The following is a 22,843-nucleotide window of genomic DNA, read 5'->3' on the forward strand; positions in this document are numbered from 1 at the left end:
CGCATCACGAGCCCGAGCTGCCGCGTCGGTGGCCGGCCGTACACTCGCGGTGTGCCGAACCTCGACGATCTCCGCCGCACTGCCGCTCAGCTTCCCGGCAGCGAGGAGCGCTCGACGACCGGCGGCGCCGCGTGGTTCGTGCGCGGCAAGCTCTACGCGTGGGAGTGCCACCCGTGGCCGAGCATCCCGGCCGACATGCGCGCGATCATCGCGGCCGAACTCGTCGTGGGGGTGAAGGTCAGCGATCCCATCGACGCCCTGGCCCTCGTCGAGATGGCGCCCGACGTGTTCCTGCGCACGACGACGAGGTGGGGCGAGCCGAAGGTCGCGTTCCGCATGGCGGCCGTCGACGAGCGGCATCTCGCCGAACTCGTGACGGAGGCGTGGCGGGTGCAGGCGCCGAGGTACCTGCGGGCCGAGCTCGATGGCGGCCGCCTGAGCGGGCGGTGACAACGCGCTCGGCCCGCTCGCGTTCGCTGCCGGCCTCGCGTTCAGTCGATCGGCTCGACCTCGTTCAATCGCCACGTCTGTTCGAACCAGGGCTCGAGCGGGCCGTAGATCCGGAGGATCGGGAACCAGGACTTTCCAGGCACCGTCTCGACCCAGTTCGACTCCTTTCCGGCGGGTGCGCTCGGGCCGAAGTACAGGTCGAACGACCCGTCCTCGTTGGCCTGCATCTTGCCGTCGTTGCTGGCAAGGGCGGGGTACGGGGTCGATGGCACGACGAGCAGCGATCGCGTCTGCGTGTCGTAGACGTCGACCGCCCAGAAGTTCTTCGCCGGGGGATTGGCTTCGACGTGCAGACGGTACGTGCGCGACCCGTCGAAGAGATTGCCCGCCGAATCGTGCACGGTGTACGCGTACGCCGAGCCCGCACCGACCTGGGCATGCGCCATCGCCGGGGTGATGACGGTCGCGATGTAGTGGAACTGGGTGCGCGCGTCGAGGAGCCGTGCTCCGTCACGGAGGAACTCGTAGTCGCCGCCGACGAAGGCGTTGCGCCACGATCCGTAGAGCACTGCCTCGGGGTCGCGGGGCGCGTAGCTGACCGTCCGAGCGAGCCCGGCGGCGATCGGCGCCGCCTGCTCGAGGATGCCGCGCAGGCGTGCATCGGGGGCGAACGGCTGACCGCTCGCGATGCCGATCGCGGCGAGCTGCCCGGCACGCTCCGGGTCGAGTGCCGATGCGGGTTCCTCCTGCACGAGCTCCGCCACCTCTTCGAAGAACGAGAAGTCGTTCGCGTGCACCGTGTTGAACGGGGTCTCCGCGAGGTTGATGAACTCGTTGTCCGCGGGGTTCGCTGCGTCGGCGAGCGGATAGATGCGGGTCTGCTTCATCGCCGGCACGCCGCCGAGCGCGCGCAGCACGACGAAGTTCGTGTACGTGGGTGTGTGGTAGACGAAGTAGCCGTCGGGCACGTCTCCCTCGTACCCCGGCGGCAGGAAGAGGTACTTGCCGCCTGCGCCCTGGTCGGGACCGGCGATGCCCATGTCGGCGACATAGCGGAACCAGAAGTCGTCCACGACGCACAGCGACTGCGGCGGCGCCTCGATGACGGTGGGTCCCCACGCTTTGAGATCGAGCATGGTGACGCCGTAGGTCGTCTCGGTGTTCGGCGTGAGGAACAACGCCTTCGACGTCGCCCGGGGTTCGGTGATGCCGATCTGTCTGGGAGAGGTGACACCGGCGACGCGCAGGCCGGCGCGGAACGCGACGAGTGACGCGCCGGGTACGGCGTTCAGGAACACGTCGATGGCCCGAATCAGGTCGAGCGCGTCGTACGCGGTCTCGACCGTCTCGGGCAACGGCACCCCGTCGAAGAAGTGAAGTTCACCGAATGGCGACGCTACGGTGTCCGGTGTGCTCACCGAGGCCACTGCCTCCGCCATTTCGGCCGCGGTGAATCCTGGACGCTGCTGCTCTGACATGTTCCCCCTTGATCGAACGTCCTCTCACCTTGGCAGTGGGTCGCGCCGACGTCGATCAAGGGGTACGGCGCGTCAGTCCGTCGTGGCGTCGGACTTCACGAGCTGGCCGCCCGCGAGTCCCGCGAGGATCGAGCTGACATCGAGTCCGGTCAGCGACTTCACGACCTCGGTGCCCTCGCCGAGCACCTGGCCGACGGTCTTCGTGACGGCGCTCGCCCCGTCGGTCGACACGACAGTAAGCGTCTTGATGTTCGAGATCGGCTCCGCTGCGGCGCGCACGATCTCGGGCAGGCGAGAGATGATCTCTTGCGCGAGCGCGGCCTCGCCGTACTTCTTCAGTGCCATGGCCTTGGCATCGGTCGCTGCCGCCTCGGCGAGACCTTCGGCCTGGATCGCGGCGGCGCGGGCCTCGCCATCGGCGCGGATACCGGCGGCGAGTGCCACCTGCCGGTCGCGCTCGGCCTCACCGGCGAAGCGCACCGAGGTCGCCGACGCCTCGGCGTCCTGCACCGCGGCGACCTTGTTCGCCTCGGCGATCTTCGTGCGCTTGTAGGCCTCGGCCTCGGTGCTCGCGTTGGCGGCGTCGCGGATGGCGGTGGCGCGCTGCACTTCGGCGTAGGCCTCGGCCTCGGCGGGCTTGCGGATCTCGATGTCGAGGCGCTCCTGCGTCACGAGCGCCTGCTCCGAGAGGGCGTCGCGCTCCTGCACGGCGACCAGTTTGTCTTGCTCGGCCTTCGCGAGCTGACCGGATGCCTCGGCCTCGGCGTTGGCCCGATCGGTCTCGGCCTTGATCGTGGCCTGCTTCAGGCTCAGCGCCTTCTGCCGCTCGGCGACCTGCTCGGCGGCTTCGATGCGAGCGAACTCGCTGACTCGGGCGGCCTCGGCCTCGCTCACCTCGGCGACCTGACGGGCGCGGGCGGCCTCGGCGCGGCCGAGGTTCGCGAGGTACTCGCTGCCGGGCGTCGAGATGTCGGAGATGTTCAGCAGGTCGACCTGCAGGCCCTGCTCGACGAGGTCGGTCTTCGTCTCGGCGACGACACGGTCGGAGAGGCTCTTGCGGTCGGAGATGATCTGCTCGATCGTCATGTCGCCGACGATGGAGCGCAGTGAGCCCTCGAGGGATTCCTTGATGATCTCGGTGAGCAGGCTCTGCTGCGAGAGGAAGCGCTGGGCTGCACGGCGCACGCCGTCTTCGGTGCCGCTGACCTTGAAGTTGATCGACGCCTTGATGGCGATCTTGATGCGGTTCTTGTCGACGCCCTCGACAGTGATGCCGATCTGGCGCTGCTCGAGCGAGATCGCGAAGCCCTGCTGCAGGATCGGCCAGATGAAGGTGCGACCGCCGATGACCACGCGCTGGGCCGACGACTGCTCGGGTGCGGCGCGGCCGGCGCCGCGCCCGACGATGACGAGGGCCTCGTTCGGCGGCACACGGCGGATGCGACGGGCGATGAAGGTCAACAGTGCGAGCAGCGCGATGACGATCGCGACGACCGAGATGACCTGGATCAGCAGGGGGGAGAGCATCGGGTTTCCTTTCGGGAGGAGACGCAGGGAGGTGGTGCAGGAGGGGTGGTGCAGGGGGTTCGGGGGAGGAGTGGGGCGTGGCGGGCGAGGGCCGAGGTCAGCCCGCGACGACCTTCACGCGGCTGCCGGCGTGCTCGACGACGCGCACGCGGGCGCCCTCGGCGATCGGCTCGTCGGAGTAGGCGAGCCGGCGTTCGAGCTCTCCGGGGCCGTCGAGGCTCACTTCGCCGCCCGCGGTCGTGATGCCGGACCGCGCGACGCCCGAGAGACCCACCGCCGAGGCGGGCACGCCGTCGGAGCTCCGGGTGAGGTTGCGGATCGTGAGCACGCAGAGCAGGTACGCGACCGCGGCGAGCACGATCGAGAGCACGTAGACCCAGACGATCTCGAGGCCCATGCTGGAGACGAGCGCGCCGGAGGCACCGAACACAACCATGCCGACCGCGAGTGCCGTGCCCGAGAGGGCACCGTCGCCGATCTCGAGATGGTCGAAGATGTCGCCGAGCACGAGCGAGATCACGAGGAGGACGAGGCCGATGCCTCCGACGATGAGGAACGGAAGGAGCATCGACTGCCTCTCTGCGCGCGCGAAAGCCCGGGCGAAGAGGGGTGCTCGGGTCGACTCACCCTATCGGTCGAACGCCCTCCGTGCAGCGATGTCTCCACAGGGCGTCGGTGGGGATCAGGGACGCGATGTGCGCGCGGTGTCGCCGACGCTCAGACCGCGTGCCGGCGGGTCACCAGGAGGGCGTCGACCGCGGCATCTCCCCGAATGCGCCGCATCTGCGCCACCACCTCGTCGACGACCTCGACCGTGAGGCTTCGGCACACGATGCTGCCGGGGCCGAGTGATTCGAGCCCGCCGGCGCGGATGCGGATGACCTCCCAGCCCACTTCGCGGAGCGCTTCGTCCTTCTCGAGGTCGGAGGCCTCTTTCAGACCGAGATGCGCGCGCCTCGAGCGACCGGGATCGTCGTATTCGACGGCGACGCGCAACTGCGGCACGAGGATGTCGGGCCAGACCTCTTGCTTGCCATAGAACATGCGCGCGATGCGCACCGCGTTGACACGGTGGTGGAGGCGGATGCGTTCGCCGAGGAGCATGCGCAGTCGTTGCTCGACCTGCGAGGTGCCGAGCCTGAGCCCCGGCTTCATGAAGGCCATGCCCGCCTCGCGGCGTGCGCCGGGCGCCGCTGCGTTCGATCGGCACTTCGCGCAACTCGGACCGGTCAGCACGTCGCCGACCGTCGCGGGGTACCGATCGTGCCCGCGGGCGCAACGCCACTCGTAGCTCGCGCCGATGCGCGTCTCTCGTGCGAGTGCGGCACGTTGCGGCGGGGCGACGCGCGCGAGCAGCTCGGAGCGTGAGCGCTGCGTCTCGTGGAGCAGCATGCACAGCGGGCACACGCGTGCGAGGGCGACCGCGCCGGAATCGGGCTCGGCACCGTGTCCGCACCGGAAGCTCACCGCGACCATGGGCGCCGCCCGCATTCGTTCATGGATCCGATCATCGACGCCGCCACCGACATTGCCGGCACGGGATGTCGGACGCAGCGGCGAGAATGGGACCATGCGGATCGTGGTCGGCGCGAACGGCCCCGGCCGGGTCGCACTGGTCGACCCCGCGGTCTCCGGCGCACCGTTCGAGACGGTGCCGCTGCTCGAGCTCCCGACGGTCGTTGGTGAGCTCGAATCGGCGCGCCGTCCACGCTGGATCTGGGCCGACACCCGCCGGTGGTACCCACGGCTGCTCGCCGAAGGGGTGCGCGTCGAACGCTGCCATGACCTGGTGCTCGCCTCCGCGATCCTCGACCACTCGACGGCGACGACGGCGGCGCGCGACGGCGGCATGCTTCCGCGGCCCGACTGGCTGCCGCTCGGGCCGGCGGAAGCCGGGCAGCCGATACCGGCCGCCCCCGCGGCATCCGTTGCGCACTCGGCACTCTTCGACCTGCTCGACTTCGACGGCGAGGCGGATGCTTCGGCGCGCGAGCCGGCCCACGGCCCTCGCGACGTGCTCGGCGTGCCGGTCGAGGCCGTGCTCGCCGAGCACGCACGGCAGCTCGCTCTCGTCGAGGCGTCGGAGCGGCCCGGCGCGCTTCGGCTCCTGCTCGCGGCCGAATCGGCAGGTGCGCTCATCGGCGCCGAACTGCATGCCGCCGGGTTGCCGTGGCACCGAGGCGTGCACGAGCGCGTGCTCGAGACCGAGCTCGGCCCGAAGCCGGCGCCCGGCCGCAAGCCCGCCCGCATGGAGGAGCTCGCGAGCGAGGTCCGTGCGCTGCTCGGCGCCCCCGCCGTGAACCTCGACTCGCAGGTCGACCTGTTGAAAGCGCTCCGCCGTGCCGGCATCCAGGTCGAGTCGACGAGTCGGTGGCAGCTGCGCGAGCACGAGCATCCGGCCATCGAGCCCCTCGTGGCGTACAAGAAGCTCGCCCGCCTCTACAGTGCGAACGCCTGGTCGTGGCTCGACGAGTGGGTGGTCGACGGCCGGTTCCGGCCCGACTACGTTCCCGGCGGCACGGCCACCGGGCGCTGGGCGACGTCGGGCGGCGGCGCCCTGCAACTGCCGAAGAACGTGCGCAGCGCGGTCGTCGCCGATCCCGGTTGGTCGCTCGTCGTCGCCGACGCGGCCCAGCTCGAGCCGCGCGTGCTCGCCGGCCTGGCGCACGACGAGGCGATGGCGGCCGCGGGCCGGGGCCGCGACTTCTACAGCGGCATCGTGGGTGCGGGCGTCGTCGAGACGCGCGACCAGGCGAAAGTCGCGATCCTCGGCGCCATGTACGGCGCGACGACCGGCGAGAGCGGCCGCCTCGTGCCGCGTCTGGCCCGTGCCTACCCGCGCGCCATGGCGCTCGTCGACCGCGCGGCGGCCGAGGGGGAGCGCGGCGCCAGCGTCACGACCCTGCTCGGCCGGTCGTCGCCGTTGCCGGGCGCCGAGTGGCGTGCCACGCAGTCACTCGCCTCCCAACCCGACGCGACACCGGCCGACGAACGACGTGCGCGGTCGCGAGCGCGTGACTGGGGCCGTTTCACCCGCAACTTCGTGGTGCAGGGCACCGCGGCGGAGTGGGCGCTCTGCTGGATGGCCGGCCTCCGCTCGAGGCTCGTGGCGATCGCGGGCGATGCCGCCCCGCCAGGGGCCGTCGCCTCCCGCTCAGGACCGGCATTCGAGCGGATGCCCCACCTCGTCTACTACCTGCACGACGAGATCATCGTGCACACGCCCGACGAGGTCGCCGACGAGGTAGCCGCCGCCGTGCGGTCGTCCGCGACGGAGGCGGGCAGGCTGCTCTTCGGCGACTTCCCCGTGGAGTTCCCGCTCGACCTCGCGATCGTCGAGAGCTACGCGTCGGCCGACACCTGAGCGGCGGCTTGGCCATTCGACGACGCCGATCGCGTCGATGGGCGACGGCCGCGTCGGGGCCGCTCCATGCGCGGCGCGAAGGCCAGTTCATGCCGACCGGCGACCGCCGTCACCTCGTCGAGCCACTCGAGGGCGGCGCGAGCCCGCGCCGCTTCCGCGGCGGCGGCCAGCGCTGCCAATCGGGGGAGGGGGCTCGCATCGGCACCGTCACCCACCGCCTCGTCGATCACGGCCCGAGCGGATGCCTCGACCGCTCGCTCCTGCCAGCGCAACCGCTCCGCCGCGACGATCGGGTCGGCGTCGACGCCCGGCAACGAGGCCGCGACGAGCACCCGGTCGACGGTCTCGTCCCACGGGTCGCTGCCCGAGGCATCCGCTCCGGCGAACCAGGCCGACGTCGCCGCCGAGCCCGCCTCGGTCGCGCGGTAGAGCGGCAGGCCGTCGTCGGTGGCGCCCGCCGACTCGATGAGACCCTGCTTGCCGAGGCGCTCGAGCGTGGCATAGCTCTGCCCCACGTTGACCTCCCGCCGGCCGCCCGTGCGCTCGGCGAGGTCCCCGTGCAACTGGAACCCGTACCCGGGGCCGGCGGAGAGCAAGGCGAGCAGTGCGTCGCGAACAGCCATTCGTACTCCGATCGAAGTCAACGTTTCACTGAGTATATGGTTTCGTGCCTTGTCAATGAGCCTGATGCGGGGCATAATCGGCGGTGACGGCTCGCTCGTCGACAACCGAATACCGTCATCTGTCCGTTTTGAGGTCGTTGGGGAAGACGCACCTCGAGAACGGAGACAGACATGACGAAGAATGCCACGCGGGCAATGCGCACCGCGCGAGGCGTGCTGTTCGTGCACTCCTCGCCGAGGGCGCTGTGTCCGCATGTCGAATGGGCCGCCGGCACCGCGCTCGGTGTCGCGGTGAACTTCGACTGGAGCGAGCAGCCGGTGCTTCGCGGTGCCATGCGCGCGGAGTTCTACTGGGAGGGCGACGCCGGCAGCGGCGCGAAGCTCGCCTCTGCGCTGCGCGGGTGGGAGCAGCTGCGCTTCGAGGTGAGCGAAGACCCGACGCCCGGCTCCGACGGTGCCCGATGGATGCACACGCCCGAGCTCGGCGTCTTCTTCGCCCAGACCGACACCGCGGGCAACACCGTGGTGCCCGAGGACCGCATCCGGTACGCGATGGATGTCGGCGGAACCGACCCCATCGAGCTCCATCGCGAACTGCGTCTCGCCCTCGGCCAGGCGTGGGACGACGAACTCGAACCGTTCCGTCACGCGAGCGACTTCGCCCCGGTCGTCTGGTTGCACCAGGTGGGCTGAGCGAACCTCGGTCCGCCGGCGGCGTGACGCGAGGTCGGATGACCATTCCCGGCAGCGCATGAGCGAAACCCTCGGACCGTTCACGAGAAGACCCCGGCGCAGCGGGTGCGACCGGGGTCTTCTCATGCGTCCGGCTCAGTTGAGCCCGGACCTGCTACGGGGTGCGGATCGCGACGACGGCGTTGTGGCCGCCGAACCCGAAGGAGTTGCTGATCGCGAGCTGCGGTCCGTCGCCGAGCGGCTGCGGCTCGCCCGAGACCCGCAGCGGGATCGCGGGATCCTGCGTGGTCAGGTTGATCGTCGGCGGAGCCAGGCGGTTCTGGAGCGCGAGGATCGTGAACACCGCCTCGAGTGCACCGGTGCCGCCGAGGAGGTGACCGGTCGACGCCTTCGTGGCGGAGACGGGGATCTCGTGCACTCGATCACCGAAGACGTTGCGCAGCGCCGTGTACTCGGCGATGTCGCCGACAGGCGTGCTCGTCGCGTGGGCGTTGATGTGCGTCACGTCGTCGACCGTCGCACCGGCCTGCGCGAGTGCGTCGAGCACTGCGCGGCTGGCGCCGCGACCCTCGGGGTCGTTGGCCGTGATGTGGTACGAGTCGGCGCTCACCGAACCGCCCGCGAGCTCCGCGTAGATGCGTGCGCCACGTGCGAGGGCGTGCTCCTCGGTCTCGAGCACGAGGCTCGCAGCACCCTCGCCCATGACGAAGCCGTCGCGGTCGACGCTGTACGGACGAGAGGCGTGCGCGGGGTCGTCGTTGCGACGCGAGAGCGCCTGCATCGACGAGAACGACGCGAGCGTGATCGGGTGCACCGCGGACTCGGAGCCGCCGGCGATCACGACGTCGGCGTAGCCGAGCTGGAGGTGCTCGTAGGCGTTCGCGAGCGACTCGGTGCTCGACGCGCAGGCCGACGCGACCGTGCGTGCAAAGGCGCGGGCTTCGAAGTGCATCGAGATGGCGGCTGAAGCGGCGTTCGGCATGAGCATCGGCACGGTCATCGGCAGCACGCGGCGGGGGCCGCGCTCGCGCAGCGTGTCCCAGGCGTCGAGCAGGGTCCAGATGCCGCCGATGCCGGTGGCGTAGTCGACGCCGAGGCGTTCGGGGGCGACGTCGGGTGAACCTGCGTCGGCCCACGCCTCCTTCGCGGAGATCAGGGCGAACTGGCTCGAGGGGTCGAGGCGCTTCGCGACGGGGCGCTCGAGCACCTCTTCGGGCCGGACCTTCGCCTCGGCGGCGAAGGTGACGGGCAGCTCGTACTTGGCGACCCAGTCGTGCTTGAGGGAGCGCGCGCCGGACTCGCCGGCGAGCAGGGCATTCCAGCTCTCGGGGGCGGTGCCGCCGAGCGGCGAGGTCGCACCGATGCCGGTGATGACGATCTTCTTGGTCATTCGAGAAACACTCCGATGGAGGGATTGGTCGCACTGAACGAGCGGGCCGGGCAGAAGGCGCCGGCCCGCTCCACGCAGCTGCTAGGCCTGAGCCTTGACGATGAAGGTGACGGCGTCGCCGACGGTCTTCAGGTTCTTGACCTCTTCGTCGGGGATCTTCACGTCGAACTTCTCTTCGGCGTTGACGACGATCGTCATCATGGAGATCGAGTCGATGTCGAGGTCGTCGGTGAACGACTTGTCCAGCTCAACCGTGTCGGTCGCAATGCCGGTCTCGTCGTTGATGAGCTCGGCCAGGCCGGCAAGCACTTCTTCGGTGGACAATGCCATTGTTTTCTCCTTGGGGGTGTCTCGTTTGACCGAGAGACAGTCTAGATGGACGGAGGGAGGTGGTTCAGGGAAGAACCACCACTTGGGCGCCGAACACGAGTCCGGCGCCGAAGCCGATCTGGAGGGCGAGGCCTCCGGAAAGTTCAGGGTGCTCCTCGAGCAGGCGGTGCGTCGCGAGCGGGATCGAGGCGGCAGAGGTGTTGCCGGTAGTGGCGATGTCGCGGGCGATCACGACGGTCTCGGGCAGCTTCAACTGCTTGGCGAACTCGTCGATGATGCGCATGTTCGCCTGGTGCGGGATGAACGCGGCGAGGTCGTCGCTCGTCACGCCCGCGGCATCCAGTGCCTGCTTCGCGACCTTCGCCATGTCCCACACGGCCCAACGGAAGACCGTCTGGCCCTCCTGACGGAGCGTCGGCCACTCGGCCGCCCCGTCGCGGTATTCGGTGAGCGTGCCGTTCATGCCGACCGCGCCCGCCTTCGAGCCGTCGGAGCCCCAGATCGTGCGCGCGATGCCGGGCGTCTCGCTCGGGCCGACGACCACGGCACCGGCGCCGTCGCCGAGGAGGAACGAGATCGAGCGGTCGGTCGGGTCGACGACGTCGGAGAGCTTCTCGGCGCCGACGACGAGGGCGTAGGTCGCCGCGCCCGATCGGATCAGCGCGTCCGCCTGGGCGACCGCATAGGCGTAGCCCGCGCAGGCGGCGTTCATGTCGTAGGCGGCCGCCGGATTGGCTCCGACCCGGTCGGCCACGACGGCCGCCATCGACGGCGTCTGCTGCACGTTGGAGATGGTCGCGATGATGACGAGGTCGATGATCTCGGGGGCGATGCCCGACCGCTCGATCGCCTCGCGGGAGGCGGTCGTGGCCAGGTCGGTCGCCGAGACGCCGGCGCCGGCACGCGTGCGGGTCACGATGCCCGTGCGCTGCTGGATCCACTCGTCGGACGAATCGATCGGGCCGATCAGATCGGTGTTGGGCACCGCGTTCTCACCGCGCGCCGCACCGACGGCATAGATGCGCGTGAAGGCGGGCCCGTGCGACTGCTGGAGGGTGGGATTCGTCATGCTCGGCTTTCTCGTCTTTCGTCGCCGGCTCAGGCGTGCTGCTCGATGAGCTCGATCGCCGCCGACAGGTCTTCGGGAGTCTTCACGGCGACCGTCGGCACGCCCTTGAGCGCGCGCTTCGCCAGGCCGACGAGAGCGCCGGCCGGTGCGAGTTCGATGATTCCCGTGACTCCTGCCGCCTGGAAGGACTCCATGCAGCGATCCCAGCGTACGGGCGAGGAGACCTGGCCGACGAGCAGTTCGAGGAATGCGGCACCGGATGTCACGGCGCTGCCGTCGCGGTTCGTCCAGAGGGGAAGCGTGGGATCGGCCGGAGCGAGACCGGTCGCGACCTCGGCGAGACGGTCGACCGCCGGGCGCATGTAGCGGGTGTGGAAGGCGCCGGCGACCTGGAGCGGAATGACCCGCGATCCGGCCGGGGGCTCCGTCTTCAGCGCCTCGAGCGCGTCGAGCGCGCCGGCCACGACGATCTGGCCGCCGCCGTTGAAGTTGGCCGGCTCGAGTCCGAGCTCGGTGAGGCGGGGGAGCAGGGCGGCTTCGTCGGCGCCGATGACCGCGCTCATGCCGGTGGGCTCGAGTGCAGCGGCATCCGCCATCGCCCGGCCGCGCTCGGCGACGAAGCGGATCGCGTCGGTCTCGCTGAGCACGCCCGAACCCGCGGCGGCAGTGATCTCACCGACCGAGTGGCCCGCGATGCCGCCGATGAGAGCCGCCCGGCCGTCGGCGAGGAGCGAGCCGAGCGTCAGGATGCCCGCCGCGACGATGAGCGGCTGCGCGACCGCGGTGTCGCGGATCGTATCGGCGTCCGCCTCGGTGCCGAAGTGCGCGAGATCGAGCCCCGCGGCGTCGGACAGCACCGACAGCCGTTCGGCGTAGGCCGACTCGGCCAGCCAGGGAGCGAGGAATCCGGGGGTCTGAGAGCCCTGTCCAGGGCAGACGACGACGATCACCACCCCAGTCTGCCAACCGGTGGGCGGCCTCGGGTGTGCACACGCGACAAGCTCTCGGCGGAAGCCTTGTACGAACGGTACAGAAGTGACCTCAGTTGGTGGGTCGCCGGCGCGGTGCCAGCTCGTGGTCGCTCATGGAGCCGATGATGAGGGCCGACTGCAGGATGAGCGCCTCGCGCGCCCCCGTCGCGTCCCAGCCGATCACGTCGGAGACGCGCTTCAGGCGGTAGCGCACGGTGTTCGGGTGCACGAAGAGCTCGCGCGCCGTCGCCTCGAGCGAGCGCCCGTTGTCGAGGTAGCTCCACAGCGTGGTCAGGAGTTCGGTCGAGTGCGCCTGCAGCGGCCGGTAGATGCGGTGCACGAGCGTCGCCCGGGCGAGCGGGTCGCCGGCGAGCGCACGCTCTGGCAGCAGGTCGTCGGCGTGCACCGGACGGGGCGCGTGGCGCCACGACCGGGCGACCGCGAACCCGGCGAGTGCCGCCTTGGCGCTCTTGGAGGCGTCGACGAGATTCGGCACGGCGTGACCGAGCACGAGGTGCCCGGGGCCGAAGTGCGGCTCGAGCTGGCTCGCGATCTCCATGAAGGTCAGGGCCGGGGCGGTTCCGATCGCCTCTTCGGCCTCACGGGCGAGCGGATCGGCGCGACCGATCACGAGTACGAGGCGGTTGCCCTGCACGCCGATGAGGACGTCGGCGTGCATGTGGCGGGCTGCTCGGCGCACGTGATCGACGTCGAGCTGCTTCGGTGCGGTGCCGACGAGCACCGACACCTCGCCGTGCCCGTGCCAGCCCAGCGCCGCGATGCGGCTCGGCAGCTCGTCGTCGGCCTCGCCCGAGAGGATCGAGTCGACCACGAGCGCCTCGAGGCGCGCGTCCCAGAGTCCTCGCGCCTCAGCGGCGCGAGCGTAGACGTCGGCCGCAGCGAAGGCGATCTCCCGCGAATACAGGAGGATCGCCTCACGCAGCGGCTCGCCGCCGTCTTTCACGCGGTCTTCGACGACCTCGACCGTCACCCGGATGAGCTGCAGCGTCTGCTGCAGGCTCACCGAGCGGAGCAGCTCACGAGGGGCAGCGCCGAAGACGTCGGCCGCGATCCACGGGGTCGACCGCGGGTCGTCGAACCAGGCGACGAACGAGGAGATGCCGGCTTGGGCGACGAGGCCCACGGCAGAGCGGCGGCTCGGAGGCATGTCGCCGTACCACGGCAACGTGTCTTCGAGACGCTTGAGCGTCGCCGTCGCGAGTTCGCCCGCGATGGTGCGCAACCATGCGAGCGTCTCCGCCTTCGTCTTGGGCCTCGTCGCCACCTCGTCGCCTGCTAGCTCTCTCCGCCGGCCGATCCGGTGGTGCCGGCGTTCACGTCGTGCAGGCGGTACTTCTCGATCGCCTGGGCGGGGAGTGAACGGTCGACCTCACCGCGGTCCGCGAGGAGTTCGAGCGTGCGGACGACGACCGACGGTCCGTCGATCTTGAAGAAGCGACGCGCGGCCGCGCGCGTGTCGGAGAACCCGAAGTCGTCGGCGCCGAGCGTGGCGTACTGACCGGGCACGTACGCGCGGATCTGGTCGGGGACCGCGTGCATGTAGTCCGAGACCGCCACGAACGGGCCGTTCGCCCCGGTGAGCTTCTGCGTGAGGTACGGGACCTTGCGCTCGGCATCGGGGTTCAGGAAGTTGTGCTCGTCGGCGGCGAGGCCGTCGCGTCGCAGCTCCGCCCAGCTCGTGACCGACCAGACATCGGCCGACACGCCCCAGTCTTCGGCGAGGAGCTGCTGCGCCTCGAGGATCCACGGCACCGAGACGCCAGAGGCGAGCAGTTGCGCCTTCGGTCCCGCCACACCGGACTCGTTCAGGCGGTGGATGCCTCGGATGATCCCGTCGACATCGACGCCCTCGGGCTCGACCGGCTGCACGAGCGGCTCGTTGTAGACCGTGACGTAGTACATCACGTTGGGGTCGTCGTGCGACCCTCCGTACATGCGCTCGAGGCCCGAGTGCATGATGTGCCCGATCTCGTAGCCGTACGCCGGGTCGTACGAGACGACGGCCGGGTTGGTCGAGGCGAGCAGCGGCGAGTGGCCGTCGGCGTGCTGGAGGCCCTCGCCCGTGAGCGTCGTACGACCGGCGGTCGCGCCGATGATGAACCCGCGGGCCATCTGGTCGCCGGCGGCCCACATCGCGTCGCCCGTGCGCTGGAAGCCGAACATCGAGTAGAAGACGTAGACCGGGATCAGCGGCTCGCCCTGCGTCGAGTACGACGTGCCGACGTTGGTGAACGCCGCCATGGCGCCGGCCTCGTTGATGCCGACGTGGATGATCTGGCCCTGCGGGCTCTCCTTGTAGGCGAGCAGCAGTTCGCGGTCGACCGAGGTGTAGTGCTGGCCGTTCGGGTTGTAGATCTTCGCGGTCGGGAAGAACGCGTCGATGCCGAAGGTGCGCGCCTCGTCGGGGATGATCGGCACGATGCGGTGGCCGAAGTCCTTCGAGCGGATCAGGTCCTTCAGCAGTCGTACGAACGCCATGGTCGTGGCGATCTCCTGCGTGCCGGAGCCCTTCTTCGCGATCGCGTAGGCCGAGTCGTCGGGGAGCGAGATCGCCGTGTGGTTCGACCGGCGCTCGGGCAGATAGCCGCCGAGTTCGCGGCGACGCTCGTGCAGGTACTGGATCGCCTCGTCCTGATCGCCGGGCGTGTAGTACGGCGGCAGGTAGGGGTTCTCCTCGAGCTGCGCGTCCGTGATCGGGATGCGCATCTGGTCGCGGAACGTCTTGAGGTTGTCGAGGGTCATCTTCTTCATCTGGTGGGTCGCGTTGCGCCCCTCGAAGGCCGGACCGAGGCCGTAGCCCTTGATCGTCTTCGCCAGGATGACCGTCGGCTGGCCCTTGTGCTCGCTGGCCGCCTTGAACGCCGCGTAGACCTTGCGGTAGTCGTGACCGCCGCGCTTCAGGCCCCACACCTCGTCGTCCGACAGGTGCGAGACGAGCTCGAGCGCTCGGGGGTCGCGGCCGAAGAAGTTCTCCCGCACGTACGCGCCCGACTCGGCCTTGTAGGTCTGGTAGTCGCCGTCGGGGGTGACGTTCATGAGGTTGCGGAGCGCGCCGTCGTGGTCGCGGGCGAGCAGGTCGTCCCACTCGCGGCCCCAGACGACCTTGATGACGTTCCAGCCGGCGCCGCGGAAGAAGCTCTCAAGCTCCTGGATGATCTTGCCGTTGCCGCGCACGGGACCGTCGAGACGCTGCAGGTTGCAGTTGATCACGAAGTTCAGGTTGTCGAGGCCCTCGTTCGCGGCGACCTGGAGCTGGCCACGGCTCTCGACCTCGTCCATCTCGCCGTCGCCGAGGAACGCCCAGACCTGCTGGTCGCTCGCGTCCTTGATGCCGCGGTTCGTCAGGTACTTGTTGGCCTGCGCCTGGTAGATCGCGTTGATCGGCCCGAGGCCCATCGACACGGTCGGGAACTGCCAGAACTCCGGCATGAGGCGCGGGTGCGGGTACGACGAGAGGCCGTCGGGCGCGTGCGACTTCTCTTGGCGGAAGCCGTCGAGCTGGTCGGACGAGAGGCGACCCTCGAGGAACGCGCGGGCGTAGGTGCCGGGGGAGGCGTGGCCCTGCACGAAGATCTGGTCGCCGCCGCCGGGGTGGTCCTGGCCGCGGAAGAAGTGGTTGAAGCCGACCTCGTAGAGCGCGGCGGACGACGCGTAGGTCGAGATGTGACCGCCGACGGAGATGCCGGGGCGCTGCGCGCGGTGCACGAGCACCGCCGCGTTCCATCGGATCCAGGCGCGATAGCGGCGCTCGATCTCCTCGTCGCCGGGGAACTCGGGCTCGTTCTCGGGCGCGATCGTGTTCAGGTAGTCGGTGGTCGGAACCATCGGCACGCCGAGGTGCAGCTCCTTCGAGCGCTTCAGCAGGCTGAGCATGATCTCTCGCGCGCGCTGGTGTCCCTTCTCGGCGACAAGTGCATCAAGGGATTCAGCCCATTCGGAAGTCTCTTCCGGATCGGCGTCCATCGCCTCGACCGAGTAGGGATCCTGGTCGTTGACAGTCACACTCGACCTCTCTCTTCAGCAGATCGTGCCTGCGGGGTGTGGGATGTGCGCACGCCGAATGGGCCGGTTCACGGCCGGGTGGCACCACGCCATCCTAGTGATTCTATGCCCGCGAGGTGGGGGCTAGGCTGAGGCCTCGGTCGACCGAACGTCCCGCGGAAGGAAGCCGTCCCGTGATCCTCGCTCCCGGCGCCGCTGCGCCCGACTTCACGCTCGTGAACCAGTTCGGCCAGCCCGTGCGGCTCTCCGGGCTCCGCGGTCGCCCCGTCGCGGTCGTCTTCTTCCCACTGGCCTTCTCGCGCATCTGCCATGGCGAGCTCTGCGAGCTGCGCGACAACATCGCCATGTTCGAGGGGCCGGATGTCGCGCTGCACGCGATCTCCGTCGACTCGAAGCACACCCTGCGCGCGTGGGCCGAACGCGAGGACTACGACTTCCCGCTGCTCGCGGACTTCTGGCCGCACGGCGCGGTCGCGGACTCGTTCGGCGCGTTCGATGCCGGCACCGGGCTCGCCGAACGGGCGACGTTCGTGATCGACGCCGACGGGGTCGTCGCCGCGAGCTTCGCGACCCCTCGCGGCGAGGCCCGGTCGCTCGATCAGTACCGGCAGGCGCTCGCGTCGCTCTGATCGTGCGGATGCGGCATCCGCTCGCTCGTACCGCCTCGGACGTCAGCCGAGGATGTTGACGGAGCGGGCGATCACGAGCGCGAGGATGAGGAACCCGCCGAATGCCTGGAGCGCCATCAGGAGCTTGAAGCGCGGCGAGAGCGGCATCGCGTCGGTCGCGCTGAACGCCATCGAGTTCGACAGGGCGGTGTAGAAGTAGTCGACGAATCGCGGCATCCAGTCGCGCACCGCAGACGAGCGCGCCGCGACCTCGGTGACGGCGTCGTCGTCCTCGTCCTGCGGGAACCGGAAATCTGCCGGAGGCAGGTCGGCACGAGCTTCCATGGTGCGCATGACCGGGCCGCCGCGATCGAGTTCCCAGTAGAGCAGCGTGAAGCCGATGACGTTCGCGACCCAGATCTGCACCGCGGCGAGGAGCAGTCCGTGGGCGTCGTCGGCATCCCCGCCGGCGAGTGCCGCGAGCAGGAGCACGAGGGTGAGCTGGTTCGTCACGACGAGGCCGCCGGCGAGGGCGATGGACACCCACTTCGTGAACGTCGACCGTCGCGTCAGCCGGTGCGGGTTGGTGACGACGAGCGGCACGAGAAGGGCGACGCCGAAGACGACGACGATGAAGCGCTGCGGGCCGAGGAACTCGTTCGGCAGCGCGGCGTAGAGGCCCAGCGCGACGACGAGGGCGACGACGGAGGGCCACCGGTGCTCCGTCGGCGTGCTCCGGCTCGGATGCTGCTGCATCGGCTCCATGGCCGTGAGTCTAGGCAGCCCGCGGTAGCATTGGCGTGCGCCGCGCGCGGTCGCGGGCCTTTAGCTCAGTTGGTAGAGCGCCACGTTTACACCGTGGATGTCGTCGGTTCGAGCCCGGCAGGGCCCACCGGAATCGAGGGTGGTCCCCGGCGACACGCGGTCGGGTTCTCCGAGCCTCACGCCTCGGTCGTTCGATGGCTGGTCGAAGCGCCCTGCCGCGTCGATCTCAGTCGCACGCAGCAGTAGCCGTCGCGAGGCTCGAGCACGGCTGCGACGTCGCGCTCACCGAGACCGTGGACCGCGCCGTCGAGCAGCGCCGCGTTCGCCGCGCAGATGGTCGCGGTGTGGTTGCGCGCCACACGATCGAACGGGCAGTTGGTGAGCAGCATGCCGTCGTCGCCGTCGTCGACGGGCGCATAGCCGAGCCGCTCGAGCACCGCCGGCATCGAGTCGGCGGCATCGCCGAGCGCACGCCCCAGCCTCGCCGAGACGCGCTCGAGTGTCGGGCCGATCGGCGTGCGCGCCCGATCGGATTCCTCCACCGCGCGGCTCAGCAGCTCTGCCGCGAGGTCGTAGTGACGCTCGGGCACCGACACCGAGATCTCGCCGGGCATCGCGCGGTAGAGCTTCGCGGGGCGACCGGCGCCAGGACCGGTGCGACCGTTCCGACGCTGGAACTCGGTGCGGAGGAGGCCCACCTCCACCAGCCGGTCGAGGTGGAACGCCGCCGTTCCGCGCGCCATGCCGAGGGCGGAGGCTGCTTCGTCGCGCCCGACGGGCTCCGGATGCCTCGCCACGAACTCGAAGAGAGCCCGTCGTTGCGGGTCGGCGATCGAGGCGACCGCCGCGAGGTCGTCCTGACGTGCGGAGTCGTCCATGCGCGACATCCTAACTCTAAAACAGGGTTTCCTGACGAAAGAAGGAATCTAAAACAAGCGTCGTTGACTTAAGAAATCGCGACTCGTAGGGTCGGGAACATGAGATGTGCTCGAATCGCATCGAGAGGCGGACCATCGTGACCCAGGCGCCGAGTTTCGTCATCGTCGGCGGGGGACTCGCCGGCGCCACTGCGGCGAAGACACTCCGAGAGGAGGGCTTCGACGGCGGCATCCACCTGATTGCGAACGAGGCGCATCATCCGTACATCCGTCCGCCGTTGTCGAAGGACTTCCTCGCCGGCGCCGCCGATCGCGATTCGGTGTTCGTCGAGTCGTCGGAGTGGTACCGCCGACGCGAGATCGACCTCCGGCTCGGAACCACCGTCACCTCGTTCGATCCCGCGGCCCACAGCGTGCACCTCGACTCGGGGCCGCCGCTCCACTACGACGCGCTGCTGCTCGCGACCGGGTCGACCGCTCGGCGGCTGACGATCCCCGGCGCAGATCTGCACGGCGTGCGGACGCTCCGCACGCTCGATGACTCCGAGGCGCTGCACGACGAGCTCGCCGACGGCGGACGGCGACTCGTGCTGATCGGCTCCGGCTGGATCGGCATGGAGGTCGCCGCGACGGCGCGCACCCTCGGCAACGAGGTGACCGTCCTCGAGCGCGATCCGGTGCCGCTCGCGAACGCGCTCGGTGATGAGCTCGGAGGCATGTTCGCCGAACTGCACGTCGAGCACGGCGTCGAGTTGCGAGCCTCCGTGGTCGTCTCCGAGATCACGGGCGAGCACGGCCGCGCCACGGGTGTGCGACTCGACAGCGGCGAGCTCTTCGCCGCCGACCTCGTGCTGGTCGGGGTCGGCGCGATCCCGAATCTCGACCTCGCCCGCGGCGCCGGCGCCGCGATCGACTCGGGCGTGCTCACCGACGCCGGCCTCCGCACCGATCTGCCCGATGTCTACGCGGCGGGCGACATCGCCGAGGCGTATCATCCGCTGGCCGGCATACGGCTCCGGAGTGAGCACTGGGCGAACGCCCTGCACGGCGGCGCCGCTGCCGCCCGCTCGATGCTCGGAAGCCCGGTCTCCTACGACGACATCCCGTACTTCTACACCGACCAGTACGACCTGGGCATGGAGTACTCGGGCTTCGGTCCGCTCGCAGGCGGCGCCGACATCGTGTACCGCGGCGATCGGGCGGCCCGCGAGTTCATCTCGTTCTGGATCGCCGACGGCCGGGTGGTCGCGGGCATGAACGTCAACGTGTGGGACGTCAACGAAGCGGTGCAGGGCGTCATCCGTCGCGGCAACCATGTCGACCCGGTGCGTCTCGCCGATGAGCGGGTTCCGTTGGAGGAGCTGTGAACCCCCGCGGCATCCTCGACCGCTGCACTCGAGAGCGCACGGACCGGACGGCGATGACGGATGCCGCAGCAGACCGAGACGGTGCTCCGAAGGTAGGCTGAGCGGGTGACCGCCACCCTCGCCGACCTGCTGACGACGATCGAACGTCTCTGGCCGACCGCGGGTGCGGAGTCGTGGGATTCGCCGGGGCTCGTGACCGGCGACCCGAGCGCCCCGGTGCGGCGAGTGCTCTTCACGGTTGACGCCGTGGTCGAGACCGTCGACGAGGCGATCGCCGAGCGTGCCGACCTCGTGATCGCGCATCATCCGCTGCTCCTGCGCGGCGTCACCTCGATCGCTGAAGACCGGTACAAGGGCTCGCTGCTCGCGCGACTGATCCGTGCGGAGTGCGCACTGGTCACCGCCCACACCAACGCGGATGTCGTCTCCGCGGGTACCTCCGCAGTGCTCGCCGACCGCCTCGGGCTCGTCGAGACCACGCCCATCCAGCCGTCGACCGACCCGTCGCTGGGGCTCGGCCGCGTCGGTCGCCTGCCCGAACCCACTACCGTCGGTCGTCTCGCACGCATGCTCGCCGACCTCCTTCCTCCGACGGCGACGGGCGTGCGCGTCTCGGGCGGCTTCGACGACCCCGTCGAGACGGTCGCCGTCTGCGGCGGCGCCGGCGATTCGCTGCTCGGCGACCCCGCGGTGCGCCGCGCCGACGCCTACATCACCGCCGACCTCCGCCACCATCCCGCGTCGGAAGCACGCGAGCAGGCGAAGCTCACCGGCGGACCGGCGCTGCTCGATGTCTCCCACTGGGCGAGCGAGTGGCTCTGGCTCGACGTCGCGGCCGCGCAGTTGGGTGCAGCCCACCCCGAGCTCGTCGTCACCGTCTCCGAACTGCGCACCGATCCCTGGGACTTCCAGATCGTGCAGTGACCAGCCGCCCCACCGACCCCCGTCCTCACCGACGACCCGATCCCTTGAGGAGCACCACGTGAAGGCCAGCCCCGCCGAACAGGAACAGCTGCTGCGACTGCAGTCCCTCGACACCCGCCTCGCGCAGCTCGCGCACAAGCTCGGCTCGCTGCCGCAGGCCGGCCGGCTCGCCGAGTTCGCAGCACGCGACCAGGCCGTGCGCGGCACGCGTGCCGAGGCGCTCGGCACGCTCGAAGACGCCCGCGTCGAACTCAAGCGGCTCGAGTCCGATGTCGCCATCGTCGAGGCCCGCATCGCGCGCGACAGCGAGCGCCTGCAGCACACCTCCTCGGTGAAGGATGTCTCGGCGCTCGAGTCCGAGCTCGCCTCGCTCCGACGGCGGCTGAACGACCTCGAAGAGCAAGAGCTCGTGGTGATGGAGCGCGTCGAGGAGGCCGATGTGGCCGTCTCGAGCATCGACCTGCAGCGCGAGGCGATCATCACCGAGGTGGCAGCGCTCGAGGCCGAGCGCGACGAGGCTGCCGGGGATCTCGGCGTCCAGCGCGAGCAGACCGAACGCGATCGTGCCGTCGTCGCCGAGGGCGTCGCCGAGCGGCTGCTCGCCTTCTACGAGCAGCGTCGTGTGCGCGGCGGGGGAGTCGGAGCCGCCCTCCTTCGCGCCCGAACGTGCGGTGGCTGTGGCATCACGCTCACCGGTTCCGACCTCGAGTCGGTACGTCGCTCAGCGCCCGACGAGGTCGTGCTGTGCCCCGAGTGCGATCGCATCCTCGTGCGCACCGACGAGTCGGGTCTCTGAGCCGCAGCCGACCCTGGGATCGGGCAACGGTGGTCGGCGATCGGATGCCTCGGCGATCCGGTCCCGGCCGCCGACGATAGACTTGAACCGCGAGTGGGTCGGCAAGACGGTCGCGTCGCACGGTTTCGGTCGTGCGCCGAGGAACGTCCGGGCTCCACAGGGCAGGACGGTGGGTAACTCCCACCCGGGGCAACCCGCGAGACAGTGCCACAGAAAGCAGACCGCCCGGTGCGCAAGCGCCGGGTAAGGGTGAAACGGTGGGGTAAGAGCCCACCAGCGACCGCGGTGACGCGGTCGGCTCGGTAAACCTCGTCCGGAGCAAGGTCAGACAGGGAACGATGGGGCTGCCCGTCCCGTTCCCGGGTGGACCGCTGGAGGGCTGCGGCAACGTAGTCCCGAGAGAGATGGCCGTCCAGCCGGTGTCGCGAAAGCGCCCGGTGAACAGAACCCGGCGTATCAGCCGGCCCATTCGCACTCTTCGCACATCGACTGGCGGCACCATCTCCCGAGAGGGCCCTGCCGAGCGTCAGCTCCAGAACTCGGCGAGCGCCGCTGCGAGGGATCGACCTTGGTCGTAGCCTCCTCGCGCCGCCGGACGGCGGGTCGCCGGATCGAGCGCGTTGGCGTTGAACACGTCGCCCGAGGCGGCATCCGGGAAGACCGTCTCGACCAGGCTGCCACCCGCTCGGAGTTCCTCGACCTGCGTTGCGAGGTCCAAACCCCACTCGGCGGGCGTTCGCGACCTCCCGCTGAACGGCTCCAGCACGAGAACACGTTCGTATCCGGCCGCGAGGTCGGCATTCGAGCTGCGCCGGTATCCGCCGTTGAGATAGCGGTCGTCTCCGATGCGATACGGCGTCAGGGCCGAGGTGCTGGCGGCGACGGCGTCGACCAGGTTGATTCCGCTCTCGCGGTCGAACACGACCGGTTCGCCCGTGCGAGCGTCGAGGGCGGGGATGAGCACGCGCTGCCGCGGCCAGTCGTGGTTGGGAAGCCGGGCGGCGACGATGTCGCGCCAGCGGGACGCACCCGAGCCGTCGGAGGAATCGAGGTCGAGCGCTGCAGCGCTCATGCGTCGACGCATGTCGCTCACATCAGCAGCAGAGTCGATGATCCGGCTCGACCACGCCATGTAGTTCGGCCCCGAGAGCGCCGGTGCCCGCCTCCGATCGGATCCGACGGATGCTGCCTGCGGCTGGAGCGGCTCGGCGAGGATGGCCGCGTACAGCTCGGCCGGCCGGGTGCCGCTCGTGATCTGGGCAGCCACCGTCGATCCCGCGGACGTGCCGATGATGACGTCGGCTTCGGTGAGATCGACGCCGTCGTGGAACAGGCCCGCGATGAGCCCGAGTTGCCAGGCGTTGCCGGCCGCGCCGGCGCCGGCGAGCACCAGGGCTCGCGAGTGGTGGTCGTGCGTTGAAGATGTCGTGTGCATGGGAGTCGCCTTTCGCGAATTGCGTGTGGGGCGCTCCCGGTTGCGACTACTTCAGTCGCGCGATCGCGGACTGCGGGGGAGCACCCATTGCGGATACTGCGTTCATGGGTCTCACCTCCTGGTCGTCGATCACGATCATCGGTACGCTAGCA

The 22,843-nt window shown here is 69.9% G+C and carries 21 protein-coding genes, 1 tRNA gene and 1 other RNA gene; 9 read left to right on the forward strand and 14 right to left on the reverse strand.

The features are described from left to right. The first annotated feature begins 51 nt into the window (after positions 1-51). Positions 52-450 carry an MmcQ/YjbR family DNA-binding protein gene (locus tag ASD23_RS06920; RefSeq protein ID WP_129230264.1) on the forward strand — a complete coding sequence of 133 codons (399 nt, stop codon included), beginning with the start codon at positions 52-54 and terminating at the stop codon, positions 448-450. Positions 451-491: 41 nt separating this feature from the next. Here ASD23_RS06920 and ASD23_RS06925 read toward each other — a convergent pair whose 3' ends face one another. The 4 genes from ASD23_RS06925 to ASD23_RS06940 form a co-directional block, all read right to left on the reverse strand. After that, positions 492-1,811 (reverse strand): DUF1254 domain-containing protein, encoded by a 1,320-nt coding sequence (locus ASD23_RS06925; RefSeq protein WP_235507769.1) that lies wholly within the window; start codon positions 1,809-1,811, stop codon positions 492-494. Positions 1,812-2,000: 189 nt separating this feature from the next. Beyond that, entirely contained in the window at positions 2,001-3,455 is a 1,455-nt protein-coding gene (locus ASD23_RS06930) for a flotillin family protein (protein ID WP_056008576.1), read from the reverse strand. A gap of 97 nt (positions 3,456-3,552) precedes the next feature. After that, positions 3,553-4,023, reverse strand: a complete 471-nt coding sequence (locus ASD23_RS06935) for an NfeD family protein (protein WP_056008579.1) — start codon at positions 4,021-4,023, stop codon at positions 3,553-3,555. 149 nt (positions 4,024-4,172) lie between these two features. Next, positions 4,173-4,946, reverse strand: coding sequence for a hypothetical protein (locus ASD23_RS06940; protein WP_157377036.1), 774 nt, complete (start codon positions 4,944-4,946; stop codon positions 4,173-4,175). A 79-nt stretch (positions 4,947-5,025) separates the two neighbouring features. Here ASD23_RS06940 and ASD23_RS06945 point away from each other — a divergent pair, with 79 nt between their 5' ends. Further along, positions 5,026-6,819 (forward strand): bifunctional 3'-5' exonuclease/DNA polymerase, encoded by a 1,794-nt coding sequence (locus ASD23_RS06945; RefSeq protein WP_056008585.1) that lies wholly within the window; start codon positions 5,026-5,028, stop codon positions 6,817-6,819. Here ASD23_RS06945 and ASD23_RS06950 read toward each other — a convergent pair. Further along, entirely contained in the window at positions 6,798-7,442 is a 645-nt protein-coding gene (locus ASD23_RS06950; protein WP_056008588.1) for a PadR family transcriptional regulator, read from the reverse strand. The two genes, ASD23_RS06945 and ASD23_RS06950, sit on opposite strands and share 22 nt — an antisense overlap. A gap of 171 nt (positions 7,443-7,613) precedes the next feature. Between ASD23_RS06950 and ASD23_RS06955 the strand changes: the two genes are divergently transcribed. After that, complete coding sequence (locus ASD23_RS06955) at positions 7,614-8,135, forward strand: DUF3145 domain-containing protein (protein WP_235507674.1); 522 nt, start codon at positions 7,614-7,616, stop codon at positions 8,133-8,135. Between the two features lie 154 nt (positions 8,136-8,289). Here ASD23_RS06955 and ASD23_RS06960 read toward each other — a convergent pair whose 3' ends face one another. The 6 genes from ASD23_RS06960 to aceE all read right to left on the reverse strand — a co-directional run bounded on the left by ASD23_RS06960 (position 8,290) and on the right by aceE (position 15,918). Continuing rightward, entirely contained in the window at positions 8,290-9,525 is a 1,236-nt protein-coding gene (locus ASD23_RS06960; protein WP_056008594.1) for a beta-ketoacyl-[acyl-carrier-protein] synthase family protein, read from the reverse strand. Between the two features lie 81 nt (positions 9,526-9,606). After that, a complete protein-coding gene (locus tag ASD23_RS06965) occupies positions 9,607-9,855 on the reverse strand; it encodes an acyl carrier protein (protein WP_056008597.1) in 249 nt (82 codons plus the stop codon). A 64-nt stretch (positions 9,856-9,919) separates the two neighbouring features. After that, positions 9,920-10,924 (reverse strand): beta-ketoacyl-ACP synthase III, encoded by a 1,005-nt coding sequence (locus tag ASD23_RS06970; RefSeq protein ID WP_056008600.1) that lies wholly within the window; start codon positions 10,922-10,924, stop codon positions 9,920-9,922. A 29-nt stretch (positions 10,925-10,953) separates the two neighbouring features. Beyond that, positions 10,954-11,874 carry an ACP S-malonyltransferase gene (locus tag ASD23_RS06975; protein WP_056012691.1) on the reverse strand — a complete coding sequence of 307 codons (921 nt, stop codon included), beginning with the start codon at positions 11,872-11,874 and terminating at the stop codon, positions 10,954-10,956. A 91-nt stretch (positions 11,875-11,965) separates the two neighbouring features. Further along, positions 11,966-13,180 (reverse strand): PucR family transcriptional regulator, encoded by a 1,215-nt coding sequence (locus ASD23_RS06980; protein ID WP_056008603.1) that lies wholly within the window; start codon positions 13,178-13,180, stop codon positions 11,966-11,968. 11 nt (positions 13,181-13,191) lie between these two features. Continuing rightward, positions 13,192-15,918, reverse strand: a complete 2,727-nt coding sequence (gene aceE, locus ASD23_RS06985) for a pyruvate dehydrogenase (acetyl-transferring), homodimeric type (protein ID WP_056008606.1) — start codon at positions 15,916-15,918, stop codon at positions 13,192-13,194. Between the two features lie 176 nt (positions 15,919-16,094). On the opposite strand from aceE, the gene ASD23_RS06990 reads away from it, so the two are divergent. After that, positions 16,095-16,547, forward strand: coding sequence for a peroxiredoxin (locus tag ASD23_RS06990; protein ID WP_082571511.1), 453 nt, complete (start codon positions 16,095-16,097; stop codon positions 16,545-16,547). A 42-nt stretch (positions 16,548-16,589) separates the two neighbouring features. On the opposite strand, the gene ASD23_RS06995 is transcribed toward ASD23_RS06990, so the two are convergent. Next, positions 16,590-17,291, reverse strand: coding sequence for a hypothetical protein (locus ASD23_RS06995; protein ID WP_235507675.1), 702 nt, complete (start codon positions 17,289-17,291; stop codon positions 16,590-16,592). A 54-nt stretch (positions 17,292-17,345) separates the two neighbouring features. Here ASD23_RS06995 and ASD23_RS07000 point away from each other — a divergent pair. After that, a tRNA-Val gene (locus ASD23_RS07000) sits at positions 17,346-17,418 on the forward strand. Between the two features lie 49 nt (positions 17,419-17,467). Here ASD23_RS07000 and ASD23_RS07005 read toward each other — a convergent pair. Continuing rightward, positions 17,468-18,169 carry a helix-turn-helix transcriptional regulator gene (locus ASD23_RS07005; protein ID WP_200941698.1) on the reverse strand — a complete coding sequence of 234 codons (702 nt, stop codon included), beginning with the start codon at positions 18,167-18,169 and terminating at the stop codon, positions 17,468-17,470. A gap of 137 nt (positions 18,170-18,306) precedes the next feature. Here ASD23_RS07005 and ASD23_RS07010 point away from each other — a divergent pair, with 137 nt between their 5' ends. From ASD23_RS07010 to rnpB, 4 genes are all read left to right on the forward strand, one after another. Continuing rightward, positions 18,307-19,536, forward strand: a complete 1,230-nt coding sequence (locus ASD23_RS07010) for an NAD(P)/FAD-dependent oxidoreductase (RefSeq protein WP_235507676.1) — start codon at positions 18,307-18,309, stop codon at positions 19,534-19,536. A gap of 105 nt (positions 19,537-19,641) precedes the next feature. Then, positions 19,642-20,460: a Nif3-like dinuclear metal center hexameric protein gene (locus tag ASD23_RS07015; RefSeq protein WP_056008618.1), complete on the forward strand. Its 819-nt coding sequence runs from the start codon at positions 19,642-19,644 to the stop codon at positions 20,458-20,460. 58 nt (positions 20,461-20,518) lie between these two features. Next, a complete protein-coding gene (locus ASD23_RS07020; RefSeq protein ID WP_056008621.1) occupies positions 20,519-21,256 on the forward strand; it encodes a zinc ribbon domain-containing protein in 738 nt (245 codons plus the stop codon). 94 nt (positions 21,257-21,350) lie between these two features. Next, positions 21,351-21,728: RNase P RNA component class A (gene rnpB / locus ASD23_RS15630), an RNA gene on the forward strand. A gap of 54 nt (positions 21,729-21,782) precedes the next feature. Here the strand turns inward: rnpB and ASD23_RS07025 are convergent. Then, positions 21,783-22,691 carry a patatin-like phospholipase family protein gene (locus ASD23_RS07025; RefSeq protein ID WP_056008624.1) on the reverse strand — a complete coding sequence of 303 codons (909 nt, stop codon included), beginning with the start codon at positions 22,689-22,691 and terminating at the stop codon, positions 21,783-21,785. Positions 22,692-22,843 lie beyond the last annotated feature (152 nt).

Origin of the sequence: Agromyces sp. Root1464, assembly GCF_001427265.1 — a bacterium.
Classification (GTDB): Bacteria; Actinomycetota; Actinomycetes; order Actinomycetales; family Microbacteriaceae; genus Agromyces; species Agromyces fucosus.